The organism is Paracoccus sp. S4493, assembly GCF_000967735.1.
In the GTDB taxonomy this organism is placed as follows: Bacteria; Pseudomonadota; Alphaproteobacteria; order Rhodobacterales; family Rhodobacteraceae; genus Paracoccus; species Paracoccus marcusii.
This window is the reverse complement of sequence record NZ_JXYF01000004.1, coordinates 44368-69479: the sequence shown is the minus strand read 5'-3', so window position 1 is coordinate 69479 and position 25112 is coordinate 44368. Positions and strand designations below refer to the sequence as shown.

At 68.9% G+C, this 25112-nt stretch carries 28 protein-coding genes; 15 read left to right on the top strand and 13 right to left on the bottom strand.

What is annotated here, in order from left to right; all coding sequences use genetic code 11:
* Position 1 precedes the first annotated feature (1 nt).
* Complete coding sequence (locus TW83_RS01440) at positions 2-1015, top strand: hypothetical protein (RefSeq protein ID WP_045980983.1); 1014 nt, start codon at positions 2-4, stop codon at positions 1013-1015.
* A complete protein-coding gene (locus TW83_RS01435) occupies positions 1012-2115 on the top strand; it encodes a flagellar basal body P-ring protein FlgI (RefSeq protein WP_045980982.1) in 1104 nt (367 codons plus the stop codon). Before TW83_RS01440 ends, TW83_RS01435 begins: the two co-directional genes overlap by 4 nt.
* A 3-nt stretch (positions 2116-2118) precedes the next feature.
* On the opposite strand, the gene TW83_RS01430 is transcribed toward TW83_RS01435, so the two are convergent.
* The 10 genes from TW83_RS01430 to TW83_RS01385 all read right to left on the bottom strand — a co-directional run bounded on the left by TW83_RS01430 (position 2119) and on the right by TW83_RS01385 (position 7744).
* Positions 2119-3045, bottom strand: coding sequence for a glycosyltransferase (locus tag TW83_RS01430; RefSeq protein WP_052714559.1), 927 nt, complete (start codon positions 3043-3045; stop codon positions 2119-2121).
* Between the two features lie 85 nt (positions 3046-3130).
* Complete coding sequence (locus TW83_RS01425) at positions 3131-3697, bottom strand: hypothetical protein (protein WP_052714557.1); 567 nt, start codon at positions 3695-3697, stop codon at positions 3131-3133.
* Between the two features lie 10 nt (positions 3698-3707).
* A complete protein-coding gene (flgH, locus tag TW83_RS01420; RefSeq protein ID WP_045980981.1) occupies positions 3708-4433 on the bottom strand; it encodes a flagellar basal body L-ring protein FlgH in 726 nt (241 codons plus the stop codon).
* Positions 4434-4444: 11 nt separating this feature from the next.
* Complete coding sequence (flgA, locus tag TW83_RS01415) at positions 4445-4858, bottom strand: flagellar basal body P-ring formation chaperone FlgA (protein ID WP_045980980.1); 414 nt, start codon at positions 4856-4858, stop codon at positions 4445-4447.
* Complete coding sequence (gene flgG / locus TW83_RS01410; protein ID WP_045980979.1) at positions 4858-5643, bottom strand: flagellar basal-body rod protein FlgG; 786 nt, start codon at positions 5641-5643, stop codon at positions 4858-4860. Before flgG ends, flgA begins: the two co-directional genes overlap by 1 nt.
* A gap of 9 nt (positions 5644-5652) precedes the next feature.
* The gene (locus tag TW83_RS01405; RefSeq protein ID WP_045980978.1) at positions 5653-6369 is read right to left on the bottom strand and encodes a flagellar hook-basal body complex protein; all 717 of its coding nucleotides are present in this window, start codon (positions 6367-6369) and stop codon (positions 5653-5655) included.
* Position 6370: 1 nt separating this feature from the next.
* Positions 6371-6637, bottom strand: coding sequence for a flagellar biosynthetic protein FliQ (locus TW83_RS01400; RefSeq protein ID WP_042250834.1), 267 nt, complete (start codon positions 6635-6637; stop codon positions 6371-6373).
* 15 nt (positions 6638-6652) lie between these two features.
* The gene (locus TW83_RS01395; RefSeq protein ID WP_045980977.1) at positions 6653-6937 is read right to left on the bottom strand and encodes a flagellar hook-basal body complex protein FliE; all 285 of its coding nucleotides are present in this window, start codon (positions 6935-6937) and stop codon (positions 6653-6655) included.
* Between the two features lie 12 nt (positions 6938-6949).
* On the bottom strand, positions 6950-7342 hold the full coding sequence (flgC, locus tag TW83_RS01390; protein WP_045980976.1) for a flagellar basal body rod protein FlgC: 393 nt from the start codon (positions 7340-7342) through the stop codon (positions 6950-6952).
* 12 nt (positions 7343-7354) lie between these two features.
* The gene (locus TW83_RS01385) at positions 7355-7744 is read right to left on the bottom strand and encodes a FlgB family protein (RefSeq protein WP_045980975.1); all 390 of its coding nucleotides are present in this window, start codon (positions 7742-7744) and stop codon (positions 7355-7357) included.
* 99 nt (positions 7745-7843) lie between these two features.
* On the opposite strand from TW83_RS01385, the gene TW83_RS01380 reads away from it, so the two are divergent.
* Both TW83_RS01380 and TW83_RS01375 read left to right on the top strand, forming a co-directional pair.
* Complete coding sequence (locus TW83_RS01380) at positions 7844-9166, top strand: FliI/YscN family ATPase (RefSeq protein WP_045980974.1); 1323 nt, start codon at positions 7844-7846, stop codon at positions 9164-9166.
* 113 nt (positions 9167-9279) lie between these two features.
* Positions 9280-10011, top strand: coding sequence for a Crp/Fnr family transcriptional regulator (locus TW83_RS01375; RefSeq protein WP_045980973.1), 732 nt, complete (start codon positions 9280-9282; stop codon positions 10009-10011).
* Positions 10012-10015: 4 nt separating this feature from the next.
* Here the strand turns inward: TW83_RS01375 and TW83_RS01370 are convergent, their stop codons facing one another.
* The gene (locus tag TW83_RS01370) at positions 10016-10837 is read right to left on the bottom strand and encodes an extensin family protein (RefSeq protein WP_045980972.1); all 822 of its coding nucleotides are present in this window, start codon (positions 10835-10837) and stop codon (positions 10016-10018) included.
* Positions 10834-12171 (bottom strand): L,D-transpeptidase, encoded by a 1338-nt coding sequence (locus TW83_RS01365; RefSeq protein WP_071209458.1) that lies wholly within the window; start codon positions 12169-12171, stop codon positions 10834-10836. The genes TW83_RS01370 and TW83_RS01365 overlap by 4 nt, the downstream gene beginning before the upstream one ends.
* 145 nt (positions 12172-12316) lie before the next feature.
* On the opposite strand from TW83_RS01365, the gene TW83_RS01360 reads away from it, so the two are divergent.
* From TW83_RS01360 to TW83_RS01310, 11 genes are read left to right on the top strand one after another with little or no spacing between them, the layout of a single operon-like run.
* Entirely contained in the window at positions 12317-13375 is a 1059-nt protein-coding gene (locus tag TW83_RS01360) for a C4-dicarboxylate TRAP transporter substrate-binding protein (protein ID WP_052714555.1), read from the top strand.
* Between the two features lie 4 nt (positions 13376-13379).
* A complete protein-coding gene (locus TW83_RS01355) occupies positions 13380-13886 on the top strand; it encodes a TRAP transporter small permease (RefSeq protein WP_045980970.1) in 507 nt (168 codons plus the stop codon).
* The gene (locus TW83_RS01350) at positions 13886-15214 is read left to right on the top strand and encodes a TRAP transporter large permease (protein WP_045980969.1); all 1329 of its coding nucleotides are present in this window, start codon (positions 13886-13888) and stop codon (positions 15212-15214) included. Before TW83_RS01355 ends, TW83_RS01350 begins: the two co-directional genes overlap by 1 nt.
* Positions 15214-16047 carry an IclR family transcriptional regulator gene (locus TW83_RS01345; RefSeq protein ID WP_045980968.1) on the top strand — a complete coding sequence of 278 codons (834 nt, stop codon included), beginning with the start codon at positions 15214-15216 and terminating at the stop codon, positions 16045-16047. Before TW83_RS01350 ends, TW83_RS01345 begins: the two co-directional genes overlap by 1 nt.
* A 13-nt stretch (positions 16048-16060) precedes the next feature.
* A complete protein-coding gene (locus TW83_RS01340; RefSeq protein WP_239441262.1) occupies positions 16061-18145 on the top strand; it encodes a 3-hydroxyacyl-CoA dehydrogenase NAD-binding domain-containing protein in 2085 nt (694 codons plus the stop codon).
* Positions 18142-19317 carry an acetyl-CoA C-acyltransferase gene (locus TW83_RS01335; protein ID WP_045980966.1) on the top strand — a complete coding sequence of 392 codons (1176 nt, stop codon included), beginning with the start codon at positions 18142-18144 and terminating at the stop codon, positions 19315-19317. The genes TW83_RS01340 and TW83_RS01335 overlap by 4 nt, the downstream gene beginning before the upstream one ends.
* Entirely contained in the window at positions 19317-20498 is a 1182-nt protein-coding gene (locus TW83_RS01330; RefSeq protein WP_045980965.1) for an acyl-CoA dehydrogenase family protein, read from the top strand. Before TW83_RS01335 ends, TW83_RS01330 begins: the two co-directional genes overlap by 1 nt.
* Before the next feature lie 4 nt (positions 20499-20502).
* Positions 20503-21501 (top strand): acyl-CoA dehydrogenase, encoded by a 999-nt coding sequence (locus TW83_RS01325; RefSeq protein ID WP_045980964.1) that lies wholly within the window; start codon positions 20503-20505, stop codon positions 21499-21501.
* Positions 21498-21896 carry a PaaI family thioesterase gene (locus tag TW83_RS01320; protein WP_045980963.1) on the top strand — a complete coding sequence of 133 codons (399 nt, stop codon included), beginning with the start codon at positions 21498-21500 and terminating at the stop codon, positions 21894-21896. The genes TW83_RS01325 and TW83_RS01320 overlap by 4 nt, the downstream gene beginning before the upstream one ends.
* On the top strand, positions 21893-22702 hold the full coding sequence (locus TW83_RS01315; RefSeq protein WP_045980962.1) for an enoyl-CoA hydratase family protein: 810 nt from the start codon (positions 21893-21895) through the stop codon (positions 22700-22702). The genes TW83_RS01320 and TW83_RS01315 overlap by 4 nt, the downstream gene beginning before the upstream one ends.
* Complete coding sequence (locus tag TW83_RS01310; RefSeq protein WP_045980961.1) at positions 22699-24192, top strand: AMP-binding protein; 1494 nt, start codon at positions 22699-22701, stop codon at positions 24190-24192. Before TW83_RS01315 ends, TW83_RS01310 begins: the two co-directional genes overlap by 4 nt.
* On the opposite strand, the gene TW83_RS01305 is transcribed toward TW83_RS01310, so the two are convergent.
* Positions 24189-24944 carry a GntR family transcriptional regulator gene (locus TW83_RS01305; RefSeq protein WP_052714552.1) on the bottom strand — a complete coding sequence of 252 codons (756 nt, stop codon included), beginning with the start codon at positions 24942-24944 and terminating at the stop codon, positions 24189-24191. The two genes, TW83_RS01310 and TW83_RS01305, sit on opposite strands and share 4 nt — an antisense overlap.
* Positions 24945-25112: the final 168 nt, after the last annotated feature.

Sequence of the window (25112 nt, the reverse complement as noted above, 5' to 3'; positions counted from 1 at the left end):
CGTGACCCTGAACAGTATCGGTGACCAAGCCCGCGCCTATGCGCTGCAGGTCGCCTCGAACCGGATCAAGACGACCCTGTCCACCCTGACCCAGGAGGTCGCGTCCGGGCAGGTCGCGGATGTGGGCCAGCGCGTTGGCGGCAACACCCGCGCCCTGAACGAGATCGAAGGCCGCATCCAGCTGGCCGGGCAGTTGCGCCAGAACGGTCAGGATGCGGGCATCCGGCTGCAGGCGGTGCAGGACATGTTCGACGCCGTCCGGCTCAGCACGACGGAGCTGGGCCTGGCCCTGGCCACCGACCCGTTCAACGACCAGGCCCTGCTGGGGACGCGGTCGACAGAAGTGGCCAATGCGTTCGATTCGGTGATCCAGAGGCTGAACGGCACGAACAGCAACCGGTACCTTTTGTCCGGAGAGGCATCAGACGTGGCCCCCCTGTCGGACGCGACCAGCATCCTGGACAGCCTGCAGGCCATCGTCGCGCCGCTGACCACGGCCGCAGACGTCGCGCAAGCGGTGTCCGACTGGTTCGACGCTCCGGCCGGGGGAGGCGGGTTTCTGGACACGGCCTATCACGGGACCCTGGGCCAGCCGCAGCGGATCACCGTCGGAGAAGGCGTCTCGGTCGAGATGCAGACGACCGGTGCGTCTGGCCCGGTGCGCGACCTGCTGAAGGGCCTGGCGACCGCAGCCATCCTGGACCGCGGTATCCTGGCGGGCAACGTGGCCGAGCGGAGAGAGCTGTTGTCCACGGGCGGCACCCTGATGGTCGCCGCGGACAGCGCCGTTCTGGGAGAGATGGGGCGTGTGGGCCTTGCCCAGCAGACCGTCGAGCGCGCGCAGGTTACCGGGACCTCGACCCTGAACACGCTGGAACGCGCCCGCGGCGACATCCGCAGCGCCGACCCGTTCGAGACGGCAGCAGCCCTGACCGAAGTGCAAAGCCAGCTCGAATCTCTCTATGCGGTCCAGGCGCGGCTGGCGAACCTCAAGCTGGTGGATTTCCTGCGATGAAGACAGTTTTGCAAGCACTGATCCTGTGGATGGCCGTGGCGACCTCGGCCCTGGCTGTGCCCGTGCGCATCAAGGATCTGGCCGATTTCGACGGCGTACGGGGCAACGACCTGGTCGGCTATGGGCTTGTCGTCGGCTTGGACGGGTCGGGCGACGGCATGCGCAATGCCCCCTTCACCGAAGAGATGCTGGCCGGCCTGCTGGAACGGCTTGGGGTGAACGTCACCGATGACGCCCTGAGGTCCAAGAACGTGGCGGCGGTGATCGTGACGGCCACCCTGCCGCCCTTTGCGCGGTCTGGCAGCAGGATCGACGTGAGCGTCTCTGCGATCGGCGACGCGAAAAGCCTGCTGGGCGGTACGCTGGTGATGACCCCGCTGAAGGCCGCGGATGGCAACATCTATGCCGTGGCCCAGGGATCGATCATCGCGGGCGGGGTCGCGGCGCAGGGCGACGCGGCCCGCGTGGTCGAGGGCGTGCCCACCACCGGAAGCATCCCGGTGGGCGCCCGTGTCGAGCGCGAGGTAGAATTCGATTTCGCCGGCATCGACGACATCCGCATCGCGCTGCGCAATGCCGATTTCACCACCGCCACGCGGGTCGAGGACGCGATCAACCGTGACTTCAACCGCCAACTGGCCGTGACGCTGGACAGCGGCACGGTCGTCGTGAACTTCCGCGGCTTGGGCGACGTGAACCCCGCCCGCGTCGTCGGCCGGATCGAGAACCTGCTGATCGAACCCGAAGACCGGGCCAAGGTGGTGATCGACCACAAGTCCGGGACGATCGTGGTGGGCGAACGCGTGCGCATTTCCCGGGTGGCGGTGTCGCAGGGCAACCTGACCCTGCGCGTGGCCGAGGCGCCGCTGGTATCCCAGCCCAACCCGTTTGCCGCTGGAGAGACAGTGACCGTGCCCCGCACCGCCGTCGACGTGAACCAGGAACCCGGCATCGGCTTTGTGGAGGTGGCCGGAGAGACCAACCTGTCGGATCTTGTCGACGGTCTGAATGCCTTGGGTGTGCGGCCTCGCGACATGATCGACATCCTGAAGTCGATCCATTCGGCAGGTGCCCTGCACGCGGACCTGATCGTCGAATAGCGATCAGGCGCGCAGGGCGCCGGTCAGCGCCGACAGCGCAAGGGCCGCCGTCCCGGGCCGCGTCTGCCGATAAAATCCGCCACGCCGCATGGCCATCATGGCCTGCGGCCCGGTGCTGTCCAGCATCCGGCCCAGATGCGCCAGCGTCGCGCGGCTGTCGGACGGAAGATCCAGGGGCAACAGGCTGGCGCGGTTGGCCCGCAGCCAGCCGCCGAACTGCCCGGCCATCAGCTTGCGCAACCGCGCGGCCAGCGCAGGCAAGGTATCGTTGCGCCCGACCTCGGATCGGGCATGCTGGCGGTACAGCAACCCGGGTTCCGGGTCGTGGATCAGCGTCGCGCCGTAGCCCGCGCTGACCTGATAGGCCCACCAGTCATGAGAGATCACCCCCGCCCGCATCGCATGCGGCGCGGCGTGCTGCAGCAGCGCCACGGCGTGCCGGTTGAACACCGAGGTGTTGCCCGCCATGCAGGCCTGGACCAGCGCGTTGCGAAAGCCCAAGGGACGCAGGAACCGGCGCGATGGTGCCAGGGGGCGCAGGTCCGCATCGGTGATGATGGTCCGGGCGGCGTAATGGGCGGGTCCGGCCAACCCCTGCAGGGCGGACACTGCGCGGGCCAGCTTGTGCGGCAGCCACTGGTCGTCCTGATCGCAGAACGCGGCCGATGCGTCGGGGGGCACGTGATTTAGCAGCGACAGGAAGTTCCGCGTGGCGCCCGCGCGCGGTCCGTCGACCAGGCGCACCTGTCCTGCGGGCCGATCCGCCGCGAACTGTTCGACGATCTGCCGGGTTTCATCGGTCGACCCATCATCGGACACGATCAGCGACCAATCCGCGTGCGTCTGTGCCGCGATGCTGTCCAGCTGCGTGCCCAGATGCGGCGCGCCCTGCCAGGTCGCCATCAGGATCACCACGTGATGCGCGTGCAACGGCCCCTCCGGAAAAGCAGACACCCGAAGCGGTCGCTCCGGGTGTCTGCGGTTCTGGCCCGAAGGCGCGGCAAGGGCAAGCAGGTCAGCCCGGCTGACGGGCGATATCCTCGATCAGGACGGCGGTGACGGGGGCATCCGTCGCGGCCTTGGCGGCCTGCAGCAGACCCTCGCGCAGGGTGACAAGGTTGCGATCCGCGGTGAAATTGTCGTCGAAACCGCCGGTATTGGCGTGGATCATCAGCTGGCGCAGCAGGGCGTCGCGCAGGATGTGCTCCTTCTTCGACAGCGCCTGGAGGTTGGCCCCGTCGGTCTGCAGGGTCACCGTCAGGATCATCACGTCGCGCAGGTCGCCCTGACGCATCAAGGGCACGAAGAACTGGGTCGGGAACTGGAAATAGGCGGCCTCGGTGGGGTCACCCCCGCCACCGTGGTCGCCGCCGCCGTGGTCTCCGCCCCCGTGATCGTCGCCGCCATGATCCTCGCCACCGCCGTGGCCGTCATCGGCGGGGGCCGCGCCGTGATCGTCCGCGGCTGCGGCCTCGGTTGCGGGATCGGCCGGTGATGCGGGGGCGCGCAGCATGTCGCCACCGAATGCGCCGCCGACCAAGGCCAGCACGGGCAGGGCGATGGGAATGAGTTTCTTGATCACGGGAACACCTTCAATAGGGCAGGACGATGTCGGCGATCTGCTGGCCATAGCGCGGCTGCTGCACATCGGTGATCTGGCCGCGGCCACCATAGCTGATGCGCGCACCGGCGATGCGGTCATAGGCGATCTCGTTGCTGCGATCGATGTCGGCGGGGCGTACGAAGCCGCTGACGGTCAGCTCGCGCAATTCGAAGTTCACGCGGACCTCTTGCGTGCCCTGGATCTGCAGCGTGCCGTTGGGCAGCGTGTCCACGACCGTCGCCGCAACCCGCAACGTCAGCTGATCGCGCCGCGAGATGTTGCCGTTGCCGCGATAGGATGACGACGACGACGCGTCGGCCAGGTTGTCGAAGCTGGCACCTTCGGGCAGCTTCTCGCCAAGACGCTGCGGAATGCCGACCATCTGCGGGATCGACAGGCTCTCGCTGCTGGCGCGGTTGCGACCGCTGCTGTTGCTGATCGTGGCCTCGTCGTCGATCTCGATCACGACGGTCAGGATGTCGCCGCGGATGGCCGCGCGACGGTCGCTGATCAACGAAGACTGGGTGCCGGCCCACAGCGAGGCCGCGGCCTCGGGGCGGCCCGAATCCAGCGGCAGGTTCAGGGGCGGATTGGTCATCGCCAGGAATTCCTCCGTCTCGCGGGGCGAGGTCAGTTCGGGCGGCTGGCCGATATTGGCGGCGCGCGAACAGCCCGCGGCGGCAAGGGCCAGGCACAGCAGATAGGCGGGTTTCATCGTCGTTCCTCTCAGTTGGTGACGGCCAGCGTGCCGTCCGGCATCACCTGGGCGGTGACCGTGCTGCGCGAGCCCATGTTCATGACGCGGATCAGTTCTCCGGCGGCGCCGTCCGACATGGCGCGCCCCTCGGTGTCGATCTGCAGGGCGCCCCGCTGAAAGCGCAGGCGCACGATCTGGTTGCGGCCGATCACGCGGGGCGCCTGCAGCATGTTGGCGTGCAGCGGCCGGCCTTCGTAGATGGTGATGCGGGTCTGCATCCCGATCGCGGCGGACGGGTCTGTCAGGCCGGGCCGGTCGCTGTCGATCACCGTCAGGTCGCCCGCCGCGATCACGTGCCCGACCGGCAGGGTGTGCGCCGCGCCCAGGGCGCCTGCGAAGGCCGCCCCCGGCAGCAGCGCCAGCATCACGATCAGCGCCCGCATCACCGCACCTGCGTCGTGGCGCCGAGCATCTGGTCGGCAGCGGTGATGACCTTGGCGTTCAGCTCGTAGCCGCGCTGCGCCTTGATCAGGTCGGTGATCTCGCGCACCGCATCGACAGAGCTTTCCTCCAGATAGCCTTGGCGCAGTGTGCCCAGGCCGTCCTGGCCGGGATTCACGACCTGCGGGCCGCCCGAGGCTGCGGTCTCGATGAACAGGTTGGACCCGATCGCCTCGAGGCCCTTCTCGTTGGCGAAACCGGCCAGGGTCAGCTGGCCCAGCAGCTCGGCATCGACCCGGTCGGCGAAATAGGCATAGACCTCTCCGCCGGCATTGATGGTGATGGCGCGGGCATCCTCAGGGATGGTGATGTCGGGGACGACGGGATAGCCGTCCGAGGTCACGATCTGCCCCTCGGGCGATCGCTTCAGCCCGCCGTCGCGGGTATACCCCGAGACCCCGGACGGCAGCGTCACCTCAAGATAGCCGTCGCCCTCGATGGCCAGGTCCAGGTCGCCGCCCGTCTGCGTCAACGCGCCCTGCTGCAGGTTCACGCTGACCGCTGTGGGGCGCACGCCAAGGCCCAGCTGGACCCCGGCGGGGATCACCGTTCCGTCGGCGGCGGTGACGCTGCCCGGACGGGCGGCCTGCTGGTAGTGCAGGTCCGCGAACTCGGCACGGCGGGCGTTGTAGCCGGTCGTGGACATGTTCGCGAGGTTGTTCGAGATGACCTCGACGCGGGTCTGCTGCGCGCTCATACCGGAGGCGGCGATCTGCAGGGCTCTCATGGTGGCTCCTTATCGGGTCATGGCGGTGATCGCGCCGCGGATCCGCTGATCCTCGCGATCCAGGAAGGTCTGGCCCAGCTCGTAGGCGCGCTGGACCTCGATCATGCGGGTGATCTCGAAGATCGGGTCGACGTTGCTGTCCTCGAGGAAGCCCTGGCGGATGCGGCCCTCCTCGACCAGCTGCGGCTCGCCCTCGACGGCGAAGCCGGTGCCGCTCTGGCGGGTCAGGTCGGTGCCTTCGGGCGGGGTGAACAGGCCGATGCGGCCAAAGGGCAGGCCGTTCGACGACAGCGTGCCGTCGGCACCGATGGCCACCGCATTGGCGCCCGCCGGCAGGATGATCGGCGCCTGACCCTCGTCCAGCAGACGGTGGCCGTCGGCGGTCATCAGTTCCCCCTCGGCCGAGGGGATGAAGGCGCCCGCGCGGGTCAGGCGCAGCCCGTCGGGCGCCTCGACCAGAAAGAACCCCTCGCCCTCGATGGCCAGGTCCATGCTGTTGTTGGTCTGCGTCAGCCCGCCCTGCTGCAGGTCCAGCAGGCGGCCGCGGGCGTGGGCCATCGACAGCGTGTCGCCCTGCCGGTCCAGCGCGGACAGGTGTTCGGCAAAGATCACCCCCTCGCGCCGGTAACCGGTGGTGTTGGCGTTGGCGATGTTGTTGGCCACGACGCGCATTTCGGCCATCAGGCCGGATTGCCGCGACAGGCTGGCATAGATTGCGTTGTCCATCTCAGCTGCCCGCGATCATGGGAATGATTTCGCCCAGGTAGAAATCCGCCAGGGCGGTGGTCATGAAGCTCATCGAGACCCAGAAGACGACCAGCATCAGCCCCACCTTGGGCACGAAGGTCAGCGTCATCTCCTGAACCGAGGTCAGCGCCTGGAACAGGCCGATCACCACCCCCGCGATCAGCGCGACCCCCAGAAGCGGGGCCGAGATCCGGACCGAGATCAGCAGCGCCTGGCGCAGCATGTCGAAAAGGACCGTCTCTCCCATCACGACGTTCCTTCCCTACACCGGCATCCGCAGGATTTCCTGGTACGCCTCGACGACCTTGTCGCGGATCGCCACGACGGTGTTCATGGTCAGCTCGGCCTCGGCGATGGTCTGGACCAGCTGCTGGGTGCTGGTCTGGCCGGTCATGGCGCCGGTGGCGACCTGGTCGACCTGGGCCATCTGGGCGGCGAAATCCTCGGCGACCTGCCCCACGCGGGCCAGGGCCTCCGATCCCTGCTGGGGGGCGACGGCCGTGCGGGCGGCGGAATAGGCGTTGGCGGCGTTCAATCCGGAAATCATGGGTCGGCCTTTCTAGCGGCGAAGAAGATCAAGAAGCGATCCGTTCATCTGACGGGTCTGTTCGAACATGCGCAGGTTGGCCTCGTAGCTGCGGCCCGCCTCGCGGGCGTCGGCCAGCTCGATCACCAGATCGACGTTGGATCCGTCGTAATAGCCGTCTTGGTCGGCCATCGGATGCGCGGGGTCATGGATGCGCGGCAGCGCCGATTGGTCCAGCTGCATGCGGCCGGCTTGGACCTCGCCCGTCGTGCGGCCGAAACGGACGGCCTCCTCGAAGGCCACCAGCTTGCGGCGATAGCCGGGCGTGTCGGCGTTCGCGATGTTCTCGGACGTGTGGCGCAGGCGTTCGGTCTGCGCACGCATCCCCGACGCTGCCATGCGCAGCGGTGAAATCTGATCGGTCATGGTGGTGGTTCCTTACCTGCGTCCCAGACTGGACCGCAGCAGATCCAGCCCCGAGCGATAGATGGTCAGCGAGCGGTCATGGCTGCTCTTGACCTCGGCGGCGCGGACCATCTCCTCCTCCAGCGACACGGAGTTGCCGTTCGGAGAGACGGGGCCCGCGACCTCGATCACCCGCGCCCCGCCGGGCGACCATTGCGGCGCATCCAGGTGGCGGGCGTTCGACACGCGCAGCGTGCCGCCCTCCTCGGCCTGCCGATAGGTCTCGGCAAAGGGCTGCAGGTCATGGGCCCGGAAACCGGGCGTGTCCGCGTTGGCGATGTTGCGCGCCACCTCGATGTGGCGGGCCTGCGTGTGCTGGCCCATCGCGCGGGCCATCCGCAGCATTTCGATCTTCTCAAACATGAGGCTTCTCCTCAATCTCGATAAACCCGGTCTTAACCCCAATTGGTTTAGAAACCGTTTCAGCCGCCGGATTTTCGACACGCGGTGAAAGGAGACCGGATGGACAAGCTTGAATCGATCGCGCGCCGGCTGTCGCAGCTGCGCCTGGCCACGCATTACGGTCGCGTGCAGTCGATCCGCGCGGGCCTGATCGCCGCCGAAGGGCTGAACGGGCGCGCATCGGTCGGCGACCGGGTGCGAATCGCCCTGCAATCGGGCGACCTGGGCGGAGAGATCGTGGGCCTGTCGCCCCGCGCCGCCCAGATCCTGCCCGAAGGCCCGATCGAGGGGCTGTCGGTCGGCGCCCAGGTGCAGCTGGACTTCGCGCCCCGAATCGCGCCCTGCGATGCCTGGATCGGCCGGATCATCGACCCGTTGGGCCAGCCCCTGGACGGTCGCCCGCTGACCCAGGGCCTGACGCGCCGCAGCTTTCGGACCGAAGCGCCGCCTGCCGCCACGCGCAAGCGCCTTGGGGCGCGGCTGGCAACCGGAATGGCGGTCTTCGATACGCTGCTGCCCATCGTCGCGGGACAGCGGATCGGCCTGTTCGCTGGGTCGGGGGTGGGAAAGTCCACGCTGCTGTCGCAGATGGCGCGCGGGGTACAGGCCGATGTCGTGGTCATCGCCATGATCGGCGAACGCGGTCGCGAGCTGCGCGAATTCGTCGAAAAGACGATGGGTCCGGAGGGCATGGCCCGCACGGTGATCGTCGCGGCGACCTCAGATCAGTCGCCGCTGATCCGGCGGCGCTGTGCCTGGGCCGCGATGGCCGTGGCCGAGCATTTTCGCGACCAGGGCCGCCACGTCCTGTTCCTGGCCGATTCGATCACCCGCTTTGCCGAGGCGCATCGCGAGATCGCCCTGGCCGCGGGCGAGCCGCCCAGCTATCGCGGCTTTCCCCCGTCGGTGTCGAACCTGATCATGGCGCTGGCGGAACGCACAGGCCCCGGCCCGGAAGGGTCGGGCGACATCACCGGCATCTTCAGCGTGCTGGTCGCGGGATCGGACATGGAGGAGCCGGTGGCCGACATCCTGCGCGGGACGCTGGACGGCCATGTCGTGCTGGACCGCACCATCGCGGAACGGGGCCGCTTTCCGGCGGTCGATGTGGTGCGGTCGGTGTCACGGTCGCTGCCCGATGCCGCCAGCGCGGTCGAGAACGCGGCCATCGGGCGTGCCCGTGCGGCGCTTGGCGCCTATGCCGAATCGGAACTGATGATCCGTGCGGGCCTCTATGCGCCCGGTTCGGACGCCAAGCTGGACGAGGCGGTGCGATTGTACCCCCAGCTGGACGAATTCGTGACGCGCCGCTGCCCCGGCATCGCGGACAGCTTTGCCGCGTTGGAGGCCGCGCTGCGCCTGCCCATGCGCGCGCGCGCGTGAAACCAAGCGGCGCCGCGTTGCGTTGGCTTAATCAATGTTAGAACGCAAGGGGGGACCATTGCGTCCAGAATCCCGATTTGCAACTGTCCGGCTGCCTTAGAAGGAGGGGCGGAATGGCGATTACCGAGTATTTTATCCGTTTCCTTCAACGACGTGACAGCTTGCCCGAACGCGATCTAGCCCGTCTTCGCGCCTTGCGCACCCAGCATGTCAGCTTCGCCTCCGGAGAGGTGATTGTCCCCGTCGACCGGGTGGCGAAACGCAGCTGCATGATGCTACGCGGCATGTCGGCGCGTTCGCACCGCCTGGTCGGGCGGCCCGATGAACGGGTGATCACCGCCCTGCACGTGCCGGGTGATTTCGTCGATCTGCACGGGTTCGTTCTGGCCGGGCTGGAACATTCCGTCGTCGCTGTCGGTCCCGCCGAGGTCGAGTTCGTCGATCACGACGAACTGGTCGAGATCACCGAGAATTTTCCGCACCTGACGCGCCTCTTGTGGATGGCGACGCTGATCGACGCGGCGGTGCACCGGCAATGGCTGGTCGCGGCGGCCTCGCTGCGCTCCAGCGCGCATCTGGCCCACCTGCTGTGCGAGGTCTATACCCGCCTGAACGCCGTCGGCGCCGCGGCCGACCATCAGTTCTCTCTGCCTTTGCTGCAACGGGAACTGGCGGATATTTTGGGATATTCACCGATCCACGTGAACCGGGCCGTGCGCGATCTGCGCGATCGCGGCCTGCTGCGCTGGTCGGGGGCCGATGTGTCGATCCTGGACTGGAAGGGCCTGGCGATGCTGGCCCGGTTCGACCCGACCTATCTGGACATGGAGCGTCAGAGCCGCTGAGGCGTCATTCGCACAGCCGCCAGCCGCCGTTCCGGGCCGCCATGTCCAGATGCAGGTGGTCGTCATGCGCGGCGTTCGATCCCGGTCCCAGAACGGTGGTGAACAGCAGGCATCCGGTCCCCTGCGCTGCCTTCTGAAAGCTTTCGGCGGCATCGCCGTCGCCTTGACGCGGCTGCACCAGCACGGGATCGCCATCGTCGAAGCGAAAGCCCATCACGTCGATCGCATTGCCATAGCCGTGTTCCGATGGTTTCGGGTCGGCCTCTCCGGTCCCCACGCGGTCGCGGCAGGAATAGGCCGGTCCGGTCTCCAGCGCGGTCAGGCGCGGCGTTTCGGGCAGAAGCCCCGCGGCAGGCTGCAGGAAATCCCGCGTCCACAACGCCAGCGACAGCGCGGCCGTACAGCGCATCACCGGCTCGCCCGACAGGGCGACGTCTGGCAGGATGCGGCTGACCTGCAGCGGACGGGCGATGCCGCAGTCGCGGTTGTCCGGGTCGGTCACGGAGGGCTGGGGGCGGAATTGCGCGCCCATCACCGACAGCGCCAGTCGGCAGGCGTCGTATTCCGCGTCCGTCTCGGCCAAGGTGAACCAGACCGGCGGGGGCGGCGGGCCAAAGGGCTGCGCCGCAGGTTCGTCCGGTACCGATTCGCTGATCGCATCAGGGACCGGATCCGGCGCGGGCGCCGGTTCCGCAGCTTCGGGCTTTTCGGGCGGGCGGTCGGCGGTCTGGGCGGTGTCAGGCTCTGCCTCAGGGGGGCGCTCCTGCGCCAGGGCGGGGACCACCGCCAGCGTCAACGCGATGATCGTCCCCGCCACGCGGATCATGGCTGCGCCTCTTCCAGAGGCGGGACGACGAACCCTTCGGGCAGCGCGCCGCTGAGGGCATCGCTGAGCGGATCGGGGGTCACGGGCGCGGCGGCATCCGGCGCGGCGGGGATGGCCGCTGGATCCGTGGCCGCGGGGGCTACCGGCGTCGGGGCAGTGGGGGTCGGGGTCGTCGGGGTCGTCGGGGCGACGGTGGCAGGCGCCTGAGGATCGGGCAGCGACAGCGGCAGCGCGGGGTCTGGCGTCGTGATCTGGTCGGTCGTGCCCTCGGGCAGCGCGATGTCGGCCACGGGCGGGCTGACCGCGGTGCCGCTGCCGGTCACGTCGGCGATGGTGACCCCGGCATCCAGGAACTGGACCTCGGTGCCGCCGATGGTGACCATGCCGGCCAGCTCCTCGGCATCCCAGTTGGTCAGGCGCACGCAGCCCATCGACTGGTTCGCGAACAGCTGCGACGGGGTGGGCGTGCCGTGGATGCCGTAGGTGGGCTTGGTCAGCCCGATCCAGACGGTGCCCACCGGCCCGTTCGGCCCCGGCGGGATGACCAGCGGACTGTCGTTGCCTTCCTGGCGGAAATTGACGTTGGGATTGTAGGTATAGTTCGGGTTGATCGCCACGGTCCGCACGTTGTGCGCCCCCTGCGGCGAGGGGGTGGCGCTGCTGCCGATGGTCGCTGGGTAATCCACGACCATCTGGCCGCGGGCGTTGTATCCGGCGACGCGGCGGTTGTCCTTGTCGATGATGATCCGCGTGACCTGGCCGCGCAGGCGGGGATTCGGCGCCATCACCTGGATGGTCGCGCCGGGTACCAGGGCCACGCCGGGGTTCAGGAACTCGATGAACTTCTCGTCCATGTGGAACCGCTCGCCCAGGCGCTCGGCGACGCTGGTATGGGCCATGGCGGGCATCAGCGCCTTTTCCGCGTAATCCGTGGGGATCGACGCGGCCAGCCCAGCGGCGTCCTCGGCGGTGACGACATAGGTCTGGGTGACGGGGCGCGTCGCGAAGGACTGCAGCAGATTCCAGACATGGGGGTCCATCACGCCGTCCTGGGGCAGGCCCGTGCGGCGTTCGAACGCCTTGATCGCGCTCTGGCTCATCCCGCCCTTGAACCCGTCGATGACGCCCGGAGAGGTCCCGGACCGGTCCAGCAGCAGCTGCACCTTGGCGGTCAGGGCCGACCGGCCCCGGGGCAGATCGCTGCCGTCATACTGCGCGGCCTCGATCTCGGTGGCGGTGAAGGGCAGGTCCGGGGTCTGGGCCGCGGCGGGCCAGGCCCAGCCCAGGGACAGGCCAAGGGCCAGCAGCAGCGGTCGGACGGGGTGGGGCGTCATGGGAAGCTCCGATGGTGAAGGCGCAACATCCGGCATCAGGCGGAAAACCGCCAGATAGCGCAGTGGTCACAATCAGGTCAATTCAAGGTTGCGTTCCGCAGTGCGGAATGGCAGCCTGCTAAGTGGAACTGGGAGGAGTTTTATCATGACCACACCGTCGTATCGCACGGCGCTAATGGCTGTCGGCCTGACCGCAGCCCTTGCCGCCCCCGCCTTGTCGCAGACCACGCTGATCTATGGCGAGCCCGGTCCCAACCGCGGCGCGCGCGCTGAGGCGACGCAGTGGTTCGCCGATCAGGTGGCCGAACAGTCGGGCGGCGACCTGATGCTGGACATCACCTGGGGCGGGGCGCTCTTTTCGGAAAAGGCCGCCGTCCAGTCCCTGCGCGACGGCGTGGCCGACCTGGGCAGCGTCATCGGCGTCTATTTCCCCCAGGACATGGTGGCCTACGGCATCGCCGACCTGCCGCTGGACAACCCTGATCCGTGGGTGGGCATGAAGGCCACCGATGCGCTGATGCGCAATAACGAGCAGATCAAGGCCAACCTGGCCGCGCAGAACCTAGTCTATGTGGGCACCTACACGACCTCTGCGGTGCAGATGGGCTGCAAGGGGCCGGCGGTGACCTCGGTCGACCAGCTGGCGGGCAAGAAGGTCCGCGGCGTCGGCGCCTATGGCCAGACCTTCCGCGACCTGGGCGCGACCCTGGTCGACATGAGCGTCTACGAGGCCTATCAGGGCATGGAGAACGGCCTGCTGGACTGCACCCAGACCTATTCCTACCTGGTCGCGGCGCTGAAGTTCGACGAGGTCTTCGACAGCTACACCTTCATCGACTGGGGCCAGGTCGGCGCGCTTGGCATCGTCATGAACAAGTCGATGTTCGATTCGCTGTCCCCCGAGCAGCAGCAGGTCATCATGACCGCAGGCGAGGGGCTGGCCGACGAATTCGGCCGCATCATCGAACAGGCGAACGCCGAATCGATCAAGATCCTGGAGGATGCCGGCAAGGAGATCGTCAGCTTCTCGGACGAGGATCGCGCGCGGCTGACCGAGGCGGGCCAGCCCTACCTGGACGAATGGGTCGCACGGGCGGATGCCGCGGGCCTGGACGGACAGGCGCTGCTGGACGAATACCGCGGCCTGATCGCGCAATACACGCAGGAGCTGGAAACGCAGGGTTATCCCTGGGAGCGCGGCTGATCCCATGCGCGTGATCGAACGGACACTTCTGGACCTGGCCGTCTTGGCGCTGATCGCGCTGGGGCTGGTGATCTTTGCTAACGTGGCGATGCGCGCGTTCTGGGGAACCAGCGTGCCCGATGCGATCATCCTGGTCCGCGAACTGATGGTCGCGGCCATCCTGCTGCCCATGGCGGCGGCGACGGCGGCGCGCAGCCACGTCGCCGTCACCTTCCTGTCGGACCGCATGCCGCCCCGCCTGCGCGCGACCCTCATCGTGCTGGGCCATGTCGTGGGCCTTCTGGCGCTGATGCCGCTGATCTATGCGTCCTGGCGGGTGGCCGGTCAGGCCTTCGCCTCGGGCGAGTTCTACTATGGCGACCTGAACCTGCCGCGTTGGCCGGGCGTGGCGCTGTTCATGGCCGGGCTGCTGCTAATGTGGGTGCGTCTGGCGATGCTGTTGGTGGGGGACCTGCGGCAGCTGCGCCACGGCGACGTGATCCTGGATGCCGACGGAAACGAGGTGAACTGATGGACCCGATGACGATCGGCCTTGTCGCGATGGCGGCGGTTCTGGTGCTGCTGGCGATGCGCGTGCCCATCGCGTTCGCCCTGGCGGGCGTGGCCAGCGTCGGCACGTTCCTGGTCTATGCCACGCGCACCGGCGCGTGGATGCCGGAACGGGCGCTGAACCCCACCAGCTCGGTGGTCTTCTCGAATTTCTTCGACCTGGTCCATTCCTATGATCTGTCGATGGTGCCGCTGTTCGTGGCCCTGGGCAACATCGCGTTCTATGCCGGCATCACCACGCGCATCTATGACGCGGCGGCGGTCTGGCTGCGGCCGGTGCGAGGCGGCGTGGCGATGGCATCGGTGCTGGGATGCGGCGGGTTCTCGGCCATCTCGGGGTCGTCGATCGCCTGCGCCTCGACGATGGGACGCATCTGCGTCCCCGAGATGCTGCGCATGGGCTATGACCCCAAGCTGGCCACCGCATCGGTGGCGGTGGGCGGCACCCTGGGATCGCTGATCCCGCCATCCGTGCTGTTCATCCTGTATGGCATCTTCACCGAGACATCGATCGCGCAGCTGTTTCTGGCGGGCATCCTGCCGGGCATCCTGTCGCTGGCCGGCATGCTTCTGGTCATCGCCTGGTGGGTGAACCGCGACCCGGACGCGGCCCCCCGCGGAGAACGCGGCGATGCCAGCCGGACCGATGCGGCCATCGCGGCCTGGCCCGCGCTGCTGCTGTTCGTGGTCATCGTCGGCGGCATCTATGGCGGCATGTTCACCGCGACCGAGGCCGCGGCCGTCAGCGTCGTGCTGACCACGATCATCGGTTTTGCCCAACGCCGGCTGACGATGGGCGTGATGTGGCGCGCCGTCCGCGAAAGCCTGGTGCAGACCGCGGCGATCTTCCTGATCGCGGGCGCCGCCAAGATCTTCGTCAGCTTCGTCGCGCTGACGGGCATGGCGGGGGCGGTCGTGGGCATGGTGTCGGACGCCGAACTGTCGCTGGCCATGCTGATGCTGGTCGTCGTGGTGATCTATCTGGTGCTGGGCATGTTCCTGGACCCGATCGGGATCATGGTCCTGACGCTGCCCTTCATGGTGCCGCTGATCGAGGGTTACGGCCTGAACCTGATCTGGTTCGGCGTCATCGTCGTCAAGCTGCTGGAGATCGGGCTGATCACGCCGCCCGTGGGCCTGAACGTCTTCGTCGTCAGCAACGTCACCAAGTCGGTGGGGATCGACAAGATCTTTGCCGGCGTCACGCGGTTCCTGGCCGTGGACATGCTGGTCCTGCTGCTGCTGATCCTGTTCCCCATCCTGTCGCTGCTGATTCCGGGGTCCATGTGATGACCCCGGCCCCGGACACGCGCCCCGATTATGAGGACGACCGCAACTTTGCCACCGCGCTGGCGCGCGGGCTGTCGGTGCTGCGGGCGTTCCGGACCGATGATGACGGGCTGAGCAACGCGCAGATCGCGGAACGCACCGGCCTGCCGAAATCGACCGTGTCGCGGCTGACCTACACGCTTGGCTGCTTGGGCTACCTGACGCAGCCGCAGCGCAACGACCGCTATCGTCCCGGCCCGACGCTGCTGGCGATGGGGCATGTGGCGGCGGCATCGCTGGCCTTCCTGGATTCGGCGCAGGGCATGATGCAGGCCCTGGCCGACCAGACCGGCACGCTGGTCCTGTTCGCGGTGCGCGACCGCGACAAGGTCGCCCTGATGCGCACCTGGCGGCCGCAGCGCGCGGCGTCGATCTGGCTGGAGGTGGGCCACCGCCTGCCCATCGCCGGATCGTCGTCGGGCCTGGCCCTGCTGGGCGCCACCACGCGCGAGGAATTCGCGGGCCTGCTGGCCGATCATCCCGAACCGCCGCTGGACGGCGGCACGCTGGAGGATCTGCGGCTGGAGGCGCGCGGCCAGCTGATCGCCAAGGGCTATACCGTGGTGCGCCAGGGGCTGCGCTATTCGTCCAACATCTCGGCGGTGTCGGTGCCGTTCCGGTCGGCGCGGCTGGCCGGCCCGGTGATGTTCTCCTGCGGGGCGCTGGACGACGTGCTGCCCGATGACCGCATCCATGCTCATGTCGGCCCCGTGCTGCGCGAAACGGTCGCCCGCCTGCAACGGCTGGTCGGTGCCGACGGCGTGCCCGCCTGGCCCGGCAGCCCGAATGACTGAGAGGTTTTCCCAGATGTCCGTATCCTATGCCCGCCAAGGCCGCATCGGCCTGATCACCATCGACAATCCGCCGGTCAACGCCACGGGCCATGCCGTGCGGCAGGGCCTGATGGACGCGGCGCGCGACTTTGCCGCGGACACAGGCGCAGACGCTGCCGTGATCCTGTGCGCCGGCCGCACCTGGGTCGCAGGTGCCGACATCTCGGAATTCGGCAAGCCTTCGCAGGCCCCGATCCTGCCCGACGTGATCGCCGCCATCGAGTCCCTGGACAAGCCCGTCGTCGCGGCGCTGCATGGCACCGCCCTGGGCGGGGGGCTGGAACTGGCCCTTGGGTGTCATGCGCGGATCGCGGCCCCCGGCACCCGCATGGGCCTCCCCGAGGTGACCCTGGGGCTGCTGCCCGGTGCGGGCGGCACGCAACGCCTGCCGCGCCTGATCGGCACCGCCGCCGCCCTGGACATCATTACCAGCGCCCGCCAGGTTCCCGCCGCGCAGGCGCTGGACCTGGGACTGATCGACGCGCTGTCGCAGGGCGATCTGACCGCGGACGCGATGGCGCTGGCCGAAACGCTGGCGGGCCAGCCGCCGCGCCGGACGCGCGATCTGCCCGCACCCGCCCCCGACCCGGATGCCGCGCAGGCGCTGAAGGCCACCCTGGCGCGCAAGCTGCCCGGCCAGATCGCGCAGGCGACGGCGGTGGACGTGGTGACCGATGGCCTGGCGCGGCCCTTCGACCAGGGCATGGCGATTGAGCGCGCGAGCTTTATGGCGCTGATGGACAGCCCGCAGCGCGCCGCGCTGATCCATGCCTTCTTTTCCGAACGCGCCGTGGCCCATCTGCCGCAGATCAAGGGCGTGGCACCGCGCCCCCTGGACCGGATCGGCGTGATCGGCGGCGGCACGATGGGCGCGGGCATCGCGGTGTCCTGCCTGCTGGCCGGGCTGGACGTGACCCTGATCGAACGCGACGACCAGGCGACCGCCCGCGCGCAGGCGACGGTCGGCGACCTGCTGGCGGGGGCCGTCAGCCGCGGCAAGCTGGCCGCGGCGCGCCGGGATGCGATCCTGTCCGGGGCATTCCGCACTGACACGGATTACGCGGCCCTTGGTCAGGCCGACCTGATCGTCGAGGCGGTGTTCGAATCGATGGAGGTCAAGGAACAGGTCTTTGCCACCATCGACCGCGTAGCAAAGCCCGATGCGGTGCTGGCGACTAACACGTCCTATCTGGACGTGGACCGCATCGCCGACGCGACACGCCGCCCGCGCGACGTGATCGGCCTGCATTTCTTCTCTCCGGCCCATGTCATGCGCCTGCTGGAGGTCGTGGTCGCAGACCGCACCGCCCCCGAGGTCGTGGCCACCGGCTTTGCCCTGGCCAAGCGCCTTGGCAAGATCGCCGTGCGCGCGGGCGTCTGCGACGGTTTCATCGGCAACCGCATCCTGTCGCATTACCGCGCGGCGGTCGATGCGATGGTGCTGGACGGTGCGTCGCCCCAGCAGGTCGACCGCGCGCTGACCGATTTCGGGTTCGCCATGGGCCCCTATGCGGTCAGTGACTTGGCGGGCCTGGACATCGGCGCGATGACCCGCCAGCGCAAGGCGGCCGACCGCCATCCGCGCGACCGTGTTCCGGTCTTTGCCGACCGCCTGTACGAACAGGGCGATCTGGGCCGCAAGACGGGGCGCGGCTATTACGTCTATGCCGACGGCAAGCCGCAGCCAAACCCGGACCTGCCCGCGATCCTGGACGCGGTGCGGTCCGATCTGGGCATCACGCCCCGCACCTTCGACGACGAGGAGATCGTCGCCCGCACCATGGCCGCGATGGTGAACGAGGCTGCCCGCACGGTGGCCGACGGCACCGCGCTGCGACCGCTGGACGTCGATGTGGTGATGCTGAACGGATACGGCTTTCCGCGCTGGCGGGGCGGGCCGATGCACTGGGCCGACGCCCACGGGCTGGACCGCATCCTGGCCGACATCCGCCGCTTTGCCGAAGACGACGACCATTTCTGGCAGCCCGCGCCGCTTCTGGCCGAACTGGTGGCCGACGGCCGCGGCTTTGCCGACCTGAACCAAGGAACCTCCGCATGAAACAGCCCGTGATCGTCTCGACCGCCCGCACCGCCATCGGGCGCGCGAAACGCGGCGCCTTCAACCAGACCCACGGGGCCGTGCTGGCCGGCGCCACCGCCCGCGCCGTGGTCGAGCGTGCGGGCATCGACCCCGCGCTGATCGAGGACAGCATCTGGGGCTGCGGCTATCCCGAGGCCGCGACGGGCGGCAACATCGCCCGTCAGGCGGTGATCCGCGCGGGCCTGCCCGACAGCATCGCGGGCGCCACGGTCAACCGCTTCTGCGCCTCGGGCCTGCAGGCGCTGGCGCAGGGCGCGCAGATGGTCGCCCATGAGGGGGCGCGCGCCGTGCTGGTCGGCGGGGTCGAGAGCATCTCGATGGTCCAGCCGCCCGTGCGCCATTCGCGCGAGGCCTGGATCGAGGCGAACCGCCCCGACCTCTACATGACCATGATCGAGACCGCCGACATCGTGGCAGCCCGCTATGGCGTCAGCCGCGAGGCGCAGGATGCCTATGCCGTCGAATCCCAGGCCCGCACGGCCGCGGCGCAGGCCGCCGGCATTTTCGACGACGAGATCATCCCGATGACGGTCACCATGTCCGTCACCGACAAGGCGACCGGCGAGACCGCCGACCGCGAGGTCACCATCGCCGCCGACGAGGGCAACCGCCCCGGCACCACGCTGGAGGCGCTGGCCAAGCTGGAGCCGGTGCGCGGCGCGGGCCAGTTCATCACGGCGGGCAACGCGTCCCAGCTGTCCGACGGGGCCGCGGCGCTGCTGGTCATGGAGGCCGACCTGGCGGCGTCGCTGAACCTGGAGCCGCTTGGCGCCTTCCGCGGCTTTGCCGTCGCGGGCTGCGCGCCCGACGAGATGGGCATCGGCCCGGTCTTTGCCGTGCCGCGCCTGCTGGAGCGCCACGGGCTGACGGTGGACGACATCGACCTGTGGGAGCTGAACGAGGCCTTCGCCAGCCAGTGCCTGTACAGCCGCGACACGCTTGGCATCGACCCGGCGAAATACAACGTGAACGGCGGGGCCATTTCCATCGGCCATCCCTTCGGCATGACCGGCGCGCGCACCGCGGGCCATCTGCTGCGCGAAGGCCGCCGCCGGGGCGCCAAATGGGGCGTCGTCACCATGTGCGTGGGCGGTGGCCAGGGCGCCGCCGGACTTCTGGAGATCTTCTGATGGACATGAGCTTTACCCCCGAGGAAACCGCCTTCCGCGACGACATCCGCGCCTTTCTGAAGGCCGAGCTGGACCCCGCGCTTGCCCGCAAGGTGCGGCTCCATCACGACCTGACCAAGGCCGAAATGGAGGGCTGGCACGCGAAACTCCAATCGCGCGGCTGGCTGGCCGGGAACTGGCCCCGCGAGTTCGGCGGCGCGGGCTGGACCGCGATCCAGCGCCACATCTTCGAGGAGGAATCGGCCCGCGCCCATGCGCCGCGCATCGTGCCCTTCGGCATCGCCATGCTGGGGCCGGTCCTGCAGAAGTTCGGCAGCAAGGCGCAGCAGGACTATTGGCTGCCCCGCATCCTGAACGGCGACGACTGGTGGTGCCAGGGCTATTCCGAACCCGGCGCCGGGTCGGACCTGGCCAGCCTGCGCTGCGAGGCCGTGCGCGATGGCGACCATTATGTCGTCAACGGCCAGAAGACCTGGACCACGCTTGGCCAGCACGCCAACATGATCTTCTGCCTGGTGCGCACCAATGCGACGGGCAAGAAGCAGGAGGGCATCAGCTTCCTGCTCATTGACATGGAGACGCCGGGCGTCACCGTGCGCCCCATCGTCCTGCTGGACAGCACGGCCGAGGTGAACGAGGTCTGGTTCGACAATGTCCGCGTGCCCGCCGCCAATCTGGTCGGCGAGGAGAACCAGGGCTGGACCTATGCCAAGTACCTGCTGACGCATGAACGCACGAACATCGCGGGCGTGGGCTTTGCCACCGCCGCGCTGGACAACCTGAAACGTGTGGCCAAGGCGCAGCGTCATCGCGGCCAGCCCCTGTCCGACGATCCGCTGTTCGCCGCCGAGATGGCGGGGGTCGAGATCGAGTTGATGGCCATGTCCACCACCAACCTGCGCATGCTGTCGGCGGCGGCCCAGGGCCAGGCGCCCGGCATCGAGAGCAGCATGCTCAAGATCAAGGGCACCCAGATCCGCCAGCGCCTGGATGCGCTGACCCGGCGCGCCTATGGCGGGCAGGCCATGGCCCTGACGCTTGAGGGGAACGAAGGCCCCGAGGGTGCCGACGAGGCCCTGGCCGCCAGCGCCACCTGGCTGAACAACCGCAAGCTGTCGATCTATGGCGGCTCAAACGAGGTCCAGCGCAGCATCATTTCCGGCGCGCTGGCGAAAGGATAAGCCCATGGACTTTCAGCTTTCCGACGACCACCGCATGCTGCAGGACAGCCTGCGCGGCATCCTGGCCCGCCATTCCGGCGAGGCGCTGATGCCCGCCCTGCAGGAGGCCGGCGTCCCCCAGGCCCTGCTGACCGAGGCCGAGGGCGGTTTCGACGGATCGGGCGCCGCCGTGGCGCTGATTTTCGAGGCCCTGGGCCGGGCGGGCGCGTCCCTGCCGCTGATCGGCACGATGATCGGGGCCGCGGCCCTGGCGCAGGCGGGCCAGCCTGCTGACGACGGGGCCACGATCGCGTTTGCCGATGCCGAACCCGGCACGCGTTACGACCGTGGCGTGGCGATCAGTGTCGATGGCGACCGCCTGACCGGGCGCAAGACCATGGTGGCGGGGGCCGAAGGCGCGGCGGCGATCGTCGTCACCACCGCCGATGCGCTGTGGTTGGTCGCGCCCGACGCGACGGGGCTGACCGTCCGCCCCTATCCGCTGATGGACGATCAGCGCGGCGCCGACCTGATCTTTGACGCCACCCCCGCCACGCGGCTTGGGGCCTTGGCCGATTTCGACGTGGTGCTGGCGCGCGGCGTCCTGGCCCATGCGGCCTATGCCTTGGGCACGCTGAGCGCGGCGGTCGATCTGACGCTGGACTATCTGCGCACCCGCAAGCAGTTCGGCCAGCCGCTGATCGCGTTCCAGGCCTTAGCGCATCGCGCCGCCGACCTGTCCGTCGAGGTCGAACAGGCGCGGTCCGCCGTCACCAATTTCGCGGGCCATCTGGATGCCGAGGCGCCGCTGCGCGCCCGGCACCTGCAGGCCTGCAAGGTCACCCTGGGCCGGGTCGCGCGGCTGGTGGCCGAAGAATCGGTGCAGCTGCATGGCGGCATTGGCATGACCGAGGAATACGCGCTTGGCGGCATGATCCGCCGCCTGCTGGCCGCCGACACAGCCATGGGCGACGCGGATTTCCACCTGGAGCGCTTCGCGCGCGGCGAGCCCGCCTTCGCATGACCCTGATCCACGGCGAAACCGGCACCCAGTCCCTGATCGGCTATGTCCTGGACGTGGGCTGCCGGGCGGGGGCGGTCTGCTGGCTGGATCTGGACGACCGCCATCTGAACCGTCAGGGCATCCTGCATGGCGGGCTGGCCGCGACCCTTCTGGACAGCGCGATGGGGGCCACGGGCAGCCTGACGGTCGATGCCACGGGCCGCCATCCCTTCACCACGCTGTCGCTGACGGTGAATTATCTGGCCCCGGGCCATCCGGGGCGCGTGACCGCCACGGGCCGTGTGACGGGCGGCGGGCGCGCCACCCTGTTCATCGAGGGCGCCTTGCGGCATGAGGACGGCACGCTGATCGCCACCGCGACCGGCGTCTTCCGCAAGACAAGGGCCGCCCCATGACCGACCTCACCAATCCGCATTGCGAAATCAGCGACCTGGGCGACCGCCTGGTGGTCGAGAACCGCAACGCCGCCCGCCGCAACGCACTGACGCCCGATTTCTACAAGGGCCTGCACCGCGCGCTGGAGCTGGCGACCGACAACCCCCGCATCGGCGCCGTGCTGATCATGGGCGAAGGCGATTTCTTCTGCGCGGGCGGCGATCTGACCATGCTGATCAAGGCGCAGGAGATGTCCGAGGATCAGCGCCGCGCCCGCATCGACGCGCTGAATGACCTGATGCGCGCGGTCGTGGCCTGCCCCCGCCCGGTCATCGCCGTGGTCGAGGGGGGCGCCGCCGGCGCGGGCCTGTCACTGGCTTTGGCCTGCGACATGATCGTGTCAGCCCGCGATGCGCGCTATACGGCGGCCTATGTGAATGCCGGGCTGGTGCCCGATGGCGGGCTGACCGCGGCGCTGACCGCCTGCCTGCCGCCGCAGATGGCCGCGGCCATGGCTCTGACCGGTCAGCCCGTGGGCGCCGAACGCCTGCACGCTCTGGGCGTCATCCAGGAACTGACCGAGCCCGGAGAGGCCATCATGGCCGCCATGGCCCTGGCCGACCGCCTGGCCGCAGGGCCCGCCGAGGCGCAGGCCGCGATCAAGCATCTGCTGACCGGCGCCCGCGCCACCCTGCTGGAGGCGCAGCTGACCGCCGAACGCGATGCGATGGCCACGGCCTTGGCCTCGCGCGAGGCGGCCGAGGGCATCACCGCCTTCCTGGCCAAGCGCCCCCCCGATTTCCGCCGCCTTCGCGAGGATTCATGACCCGTATCCACCAGCTGTTCGACGCCGCCCGCGCGGCCCATCCCGACCGTCCGGCCCTGACCGACGGGACAGGACGCACCCTGACCTATGCCGCGCTGGACGATCTGGTCCGGCGGACGCAGGCGGATCTGGCGGCGATGGGCCTGTGCCCCGGCGACCGGCTGCTGGTGGTGGCCGAGAATGCGGCCCCGGTGCCGGTCCTGCTGCTGGCCGCCAGCCGCATGGACGCGGTGCTGGTGCCCGTGAACGCGCGCATGACCGCGCCGGAGCTGGCCAAGATCGCGGCCCATACCGAACCGCGCCTGACCCTGTTCCTGTCCGATGTCAGCGAACCCGCGCGTGTCCATGCTGGCGATGCACGCGCCGTCACGCTGGCCGGGGCGGCACTGCATGTCGCGGGGCCGTTCGACGCCGTGCCGGAGCAGGTCGAGCCGCAAAACGCGATGACGGCGGTGATCCTCTACACCACCGGCACGACGGGCACGCCCAAGGGGGTGATGCTGACCCACGGGAACCTGATCTTTGGCGGGGAAAGCTCGGCCCGGTTGCGGGGGATGCAGGCGGATGACGTCATCTGGGGCGTTCTGCCGCTGACGCATGTCTTCGGGCTGACCTCGATGCTGGCCGCGGGGCTGGCCACGGGCGCGCATATCCGGCTGGAGCCGCGCTTTTCCGCCGCGCAGACGCTGGCCGCGCTGCAATCGGACGTGACCGTCCTGCCCGCCGTTCCGCAGATGCACGCGGCCATCATGGCCGAGGCGCGCGCCCAGGGGCTGGAGCGTCTGGCCCGCCCCCTGCGCTATGTCAGCAGCGGCGCGGCGCCCCTGGACCCCGACTGGAAGCGGCGGGCCGAGGCGTTCTATGGCATCGCGCTGCAGAACGGTTACGGCATGACCGAGACCACGGCGGGGGTGACCGTCACGAACAGCGCCATCGGCGACCCGGACCCGTCGGCGGGCCACCCGCTGCCGGGGGTCCAGATCGCGCTGGACGAGACGATCGGCCGCGAACCCGGCACCGGAGAGGTGCTGACGCGGGGTCCGCACATCATGCGCGGCTATTTCCGCAATGCGGAGGGTACGGCGCAGGTGCTGCGGGACGGCTGGATGCGCACCGGCGATCTGGGCCGGATCGACGCGCAGGGGCGGCTGCACATCGTCGGCCGCTGCAAGGAGCTGATCATCCGCGGCGGCTTCAACGTCTATCCGCCCGAGGTCGAGGCCGCGCTGAACGACCACCCCGCCGTGTTGCAGACCGCCGTGATCGGCCGCGCGCGCGAGGGGGGCGACGAGGATATCCTGGCCTTCTGTCAGCTGATTTCGCCGGATGCGGTGACGGCCGATGCGCTGGCGGCCCATGCGGCGGCGCGGCTGTCGGCCTACAAGCGGCCCACGCGGATCATCCTGACGGGCGCGCTGCCCGCGGCGGCGACGGGCAAGGTGCTCAAGCACCGCCTTGTCGCGCATTTCGCGGACCTGTTGGGTCTTTAGTCGTCCAACACCAGGCGGTGCATCGGCGGATAGAACTGGCGGGCAAACGACACAGGCAGCGAATCCAGCGTGTTGACCCGCTCGATCGTCATCACCGGCGTGCCCGGATCGATGGTCAGGTTCACCGCGCAGGACCCGCTGGCCCCTTCGGCCAGGATCGAAAAGCGGCTTTGCGTGACGGGCAGGCTGCGGGCCAGCCATTCCTGCGGCGGTTCATGCGCGAACAGGTGGAAATCGGGCAGGGCCAGCGCGCGGGGGTTCAGCCAGATCGCCTCGCAGCAATGCGGGCGGTCGTCGGCCAGATAGCGCGACTTGACCAGCAGCATCATGTCGTCGGCATCGACCTGCAGCGCCTGCATGGCGGCGGGGCTGGGGTTGCAGGGCAGGCATTCGGTCATCTGATAGGCATAGCGCGCCCCAAGCGATTCGATCTCGTCGCGCAGGACCGGCAGCGACAGGGTCGTGCGGCGGGACGTGGTGGCTGTCACGCGGGTGCCCACCTTGCGGCGGCGCTGGATGATGCCGCTGTCTGCCAACTCACGCAGGGCACGGTTCACCGTGGCGCGCGCGCAGCCCATCTCGATCGACAGCATCTGTTCGGTGGGGATCAGGCTGCCCGGCGGCCATTCGCCCGATCTGATCCGGCCCAGCACATCCGCGCGGATCGCCTGCCATGTGTTGAGTCGCCGCCGTTCGGCGTCGACGCCGGAAGAGCGGATCGTAACGGACGAACCTTGGGACAACTTGGCCATTTTGAAGAACTCGTGACATATACCTGTCCCGATTTGATAAATGATACGCACAAGAATGGAAGCTGTCCAATTCGCCATGCGACATCCCGGCTGGCCGCGGGCCGGGGAAAAACCCCGGGCGGACGGGCGCGCGACGCTTTCCTTTCGCAGGATGTCTGATAAATGCAG

What these genes read in the sequence shown, in the direction of transcription:
- TW83_RS01340 (WP_239441262.1), top strand. Translation starts at nt 16,061, where the DNA reads ATGTCCGTATCCTATGCCCGCCAAGGCCGCATCGGCCTGATCACCATC.
- TW83_RS01355 (WP_045980970.1), top strand. Translation starts at nt 13,380, where the DNA reads ATGCGCGTGATCGAACGGACACTTCTGGACCTGGCCGTCTTGGCGCTG.
- flgH (WP_045980981.1), bottom strand. Translation starts at nt 4,433, where the DNA reads ATGAAACCCGCCTATCTGCTGTGCCTGGCCCTTGCCGCCGCGGGCTGT.
- TW83_RS01325 (WP_045980964.1), top strand. Translation starts at nt 20,503, where the DNA reads ATGGACTTTCAGCTTTCCGACGACCACCGCATGCTGCAGGACAGCCTG.
- TW83_RS01305 (WP_052714552.1), bottom strand. Translation starts at nt 24,944, where the DNA reads ATGGCCAAGTTGTCCCAAGGTTCGTCCGTTACGATCCGCTCTTCCGGC.
- TW83_RS01345 (WP_045980968.1), top strand. Translation starts at nt 15,214, where the DNA reads ATGACCCCGGCCCCGGACACGCGCCCCGATTATGAGGACGACCGCAAC.
- flgA (WP_045980980.1), bottom strand. Translation starts at nt 4,858, where the DNA reads ATGCGGGCGCTGATCGTGATGCTGGCGCTGCTGCCGGGGGCGGCCTTC.
- flgG (WP_045980979.1), bottom strand. Translation starts at nt 5,643, where the DNA reads ATGAGAGCCCTGCAGATCGCCGCCTCCGGTATGAGCGCGCAGCAGACC.
- TW83_RS01335 (WP_045980966.1), top strand. Translation starts at nt 18,142, where the DNA reads ATGAAACAGCCCGTGATCGTCTCGACCGCCCGCACCGCCATCGGGCGC.
- flgC (WP_045980976.1), bottom strand. Translation starts at nt 7,342, where the DNA reads ATGACCGATCAGATTTCACCGCTGCGCATGGCAGCGTCGGGGATGCGT.
- TW83_RS01350 (WP_045980969.1), top strand. Translation starts at nt 13,886, where the DNA reads ATGGACCCGATGACGATCGGCCTTGTCGCGATGGCGGCGGTTCTGGTG.
- TW83_RS01405 (WP_045980978.1), bottom strand. Translation starts at nt 6,369, where the DNA reads ATGGACAACGCAATCTATGCCAGCCTGTCGCGGCAATCCGGCCTGATG.
- TW83_RS01365 (WP_071209458.1), bottom strand. Translation starts at nt 12,171, where the DNA reads ATGACGCCCCACCCCGTCCGACCGCTGCTGCTGGCCCTTGGCCTGTCC.
- TW83_RS01395 (WP_045980977.1), bottom strand. Translation starts at nt 6,937, where the DNA reads ATGATTTCCGGATTGAACGCCGCCAACGCCTATTCCGCCGCCCGCACG.
- TW83_RS01435 (WP_045980982.1), top strand. Translation starts at nt 1,012, where the DNA reads ATGAAGACAGTTTTGCAAGCACTGATCCTGTGGATGGCCGTGGCGACC.
- TW83_RS01320 (WP_045980963.1), top strand. Translation starts at nt 21,498, where the DNA reads ATGACCCTGATCCACGGCGAAACCGGCACCCAGTCCCTGATCGGCTAT.
- TW83_RS01330 (WP_045980965.1), top strand. Translation starts at nt 19,317, where the DNA reads ATGGACATGAGCTTTACCCCCGAGGAAACCGCCTTCCGCGACGACATC.
- TW83_RS01400 (WP_042250834.1), bottom strand. Translation starts at nt 6,637, where the DNA reads ATGGGAGAGACGGTCCTTTTCGACATGCTGCGCCAGGCGCTGCTGATC.
- TW83_RS01310 (WP_045980961.1), top strand. Translation starts at nt 22,699, where the DNA reads ATGACCCGTATCCACCAGCTGTTCGACGCCGCCCGCGCGGCCCATCCC.
- TW83_RS01385 (WP_045980975.1), bottom strand. Translation starts at nt 7,744, where the DNA reads ATGTTTGAGAAGATCGAAATGCTGCGGATGGCCCGCGCGATGGGCCAG.
- TW83_RS01370 (WP_045980972.1), bottom strand. Translation starts at nt 10,837, where the DNA reads ATGATCCGCGTGGCGGGGACGATCATCGCGTTGACGCTGGCGGTGGTC.
- TW83_RS01380 (WP_045980974.1), top strand. Translation starts at nt 7,844, where the DNA reads ATGGACAAGCTTGAATCGATCGCGCGCCGGCTGTCGCAGCTGCGCCTG.
- TW83_RS01360 (WP_052714555.1), top strand. Translation starts at nt 12,317, where the DNA reads ATGACCACACCGTCGTATCGCACGGCGCTAATGGCTGTCGGCCTGACC.
- TW83_RS01375 (WP_045980973.1), top strand. Translation starts at nt 9,280, where the DNA reads ATGGCGATTACCGAGTATTTTATCCGTTTCCTTCAACGACGTGACAGC.
- TW83_RS01315 (WP_045980962.1), top strand. Translation starts at nt 21,893, where the DNA reads ATGACCGACCTCACCAATCCGCATTGCGAAATCAGCGACCTGGGCGAC.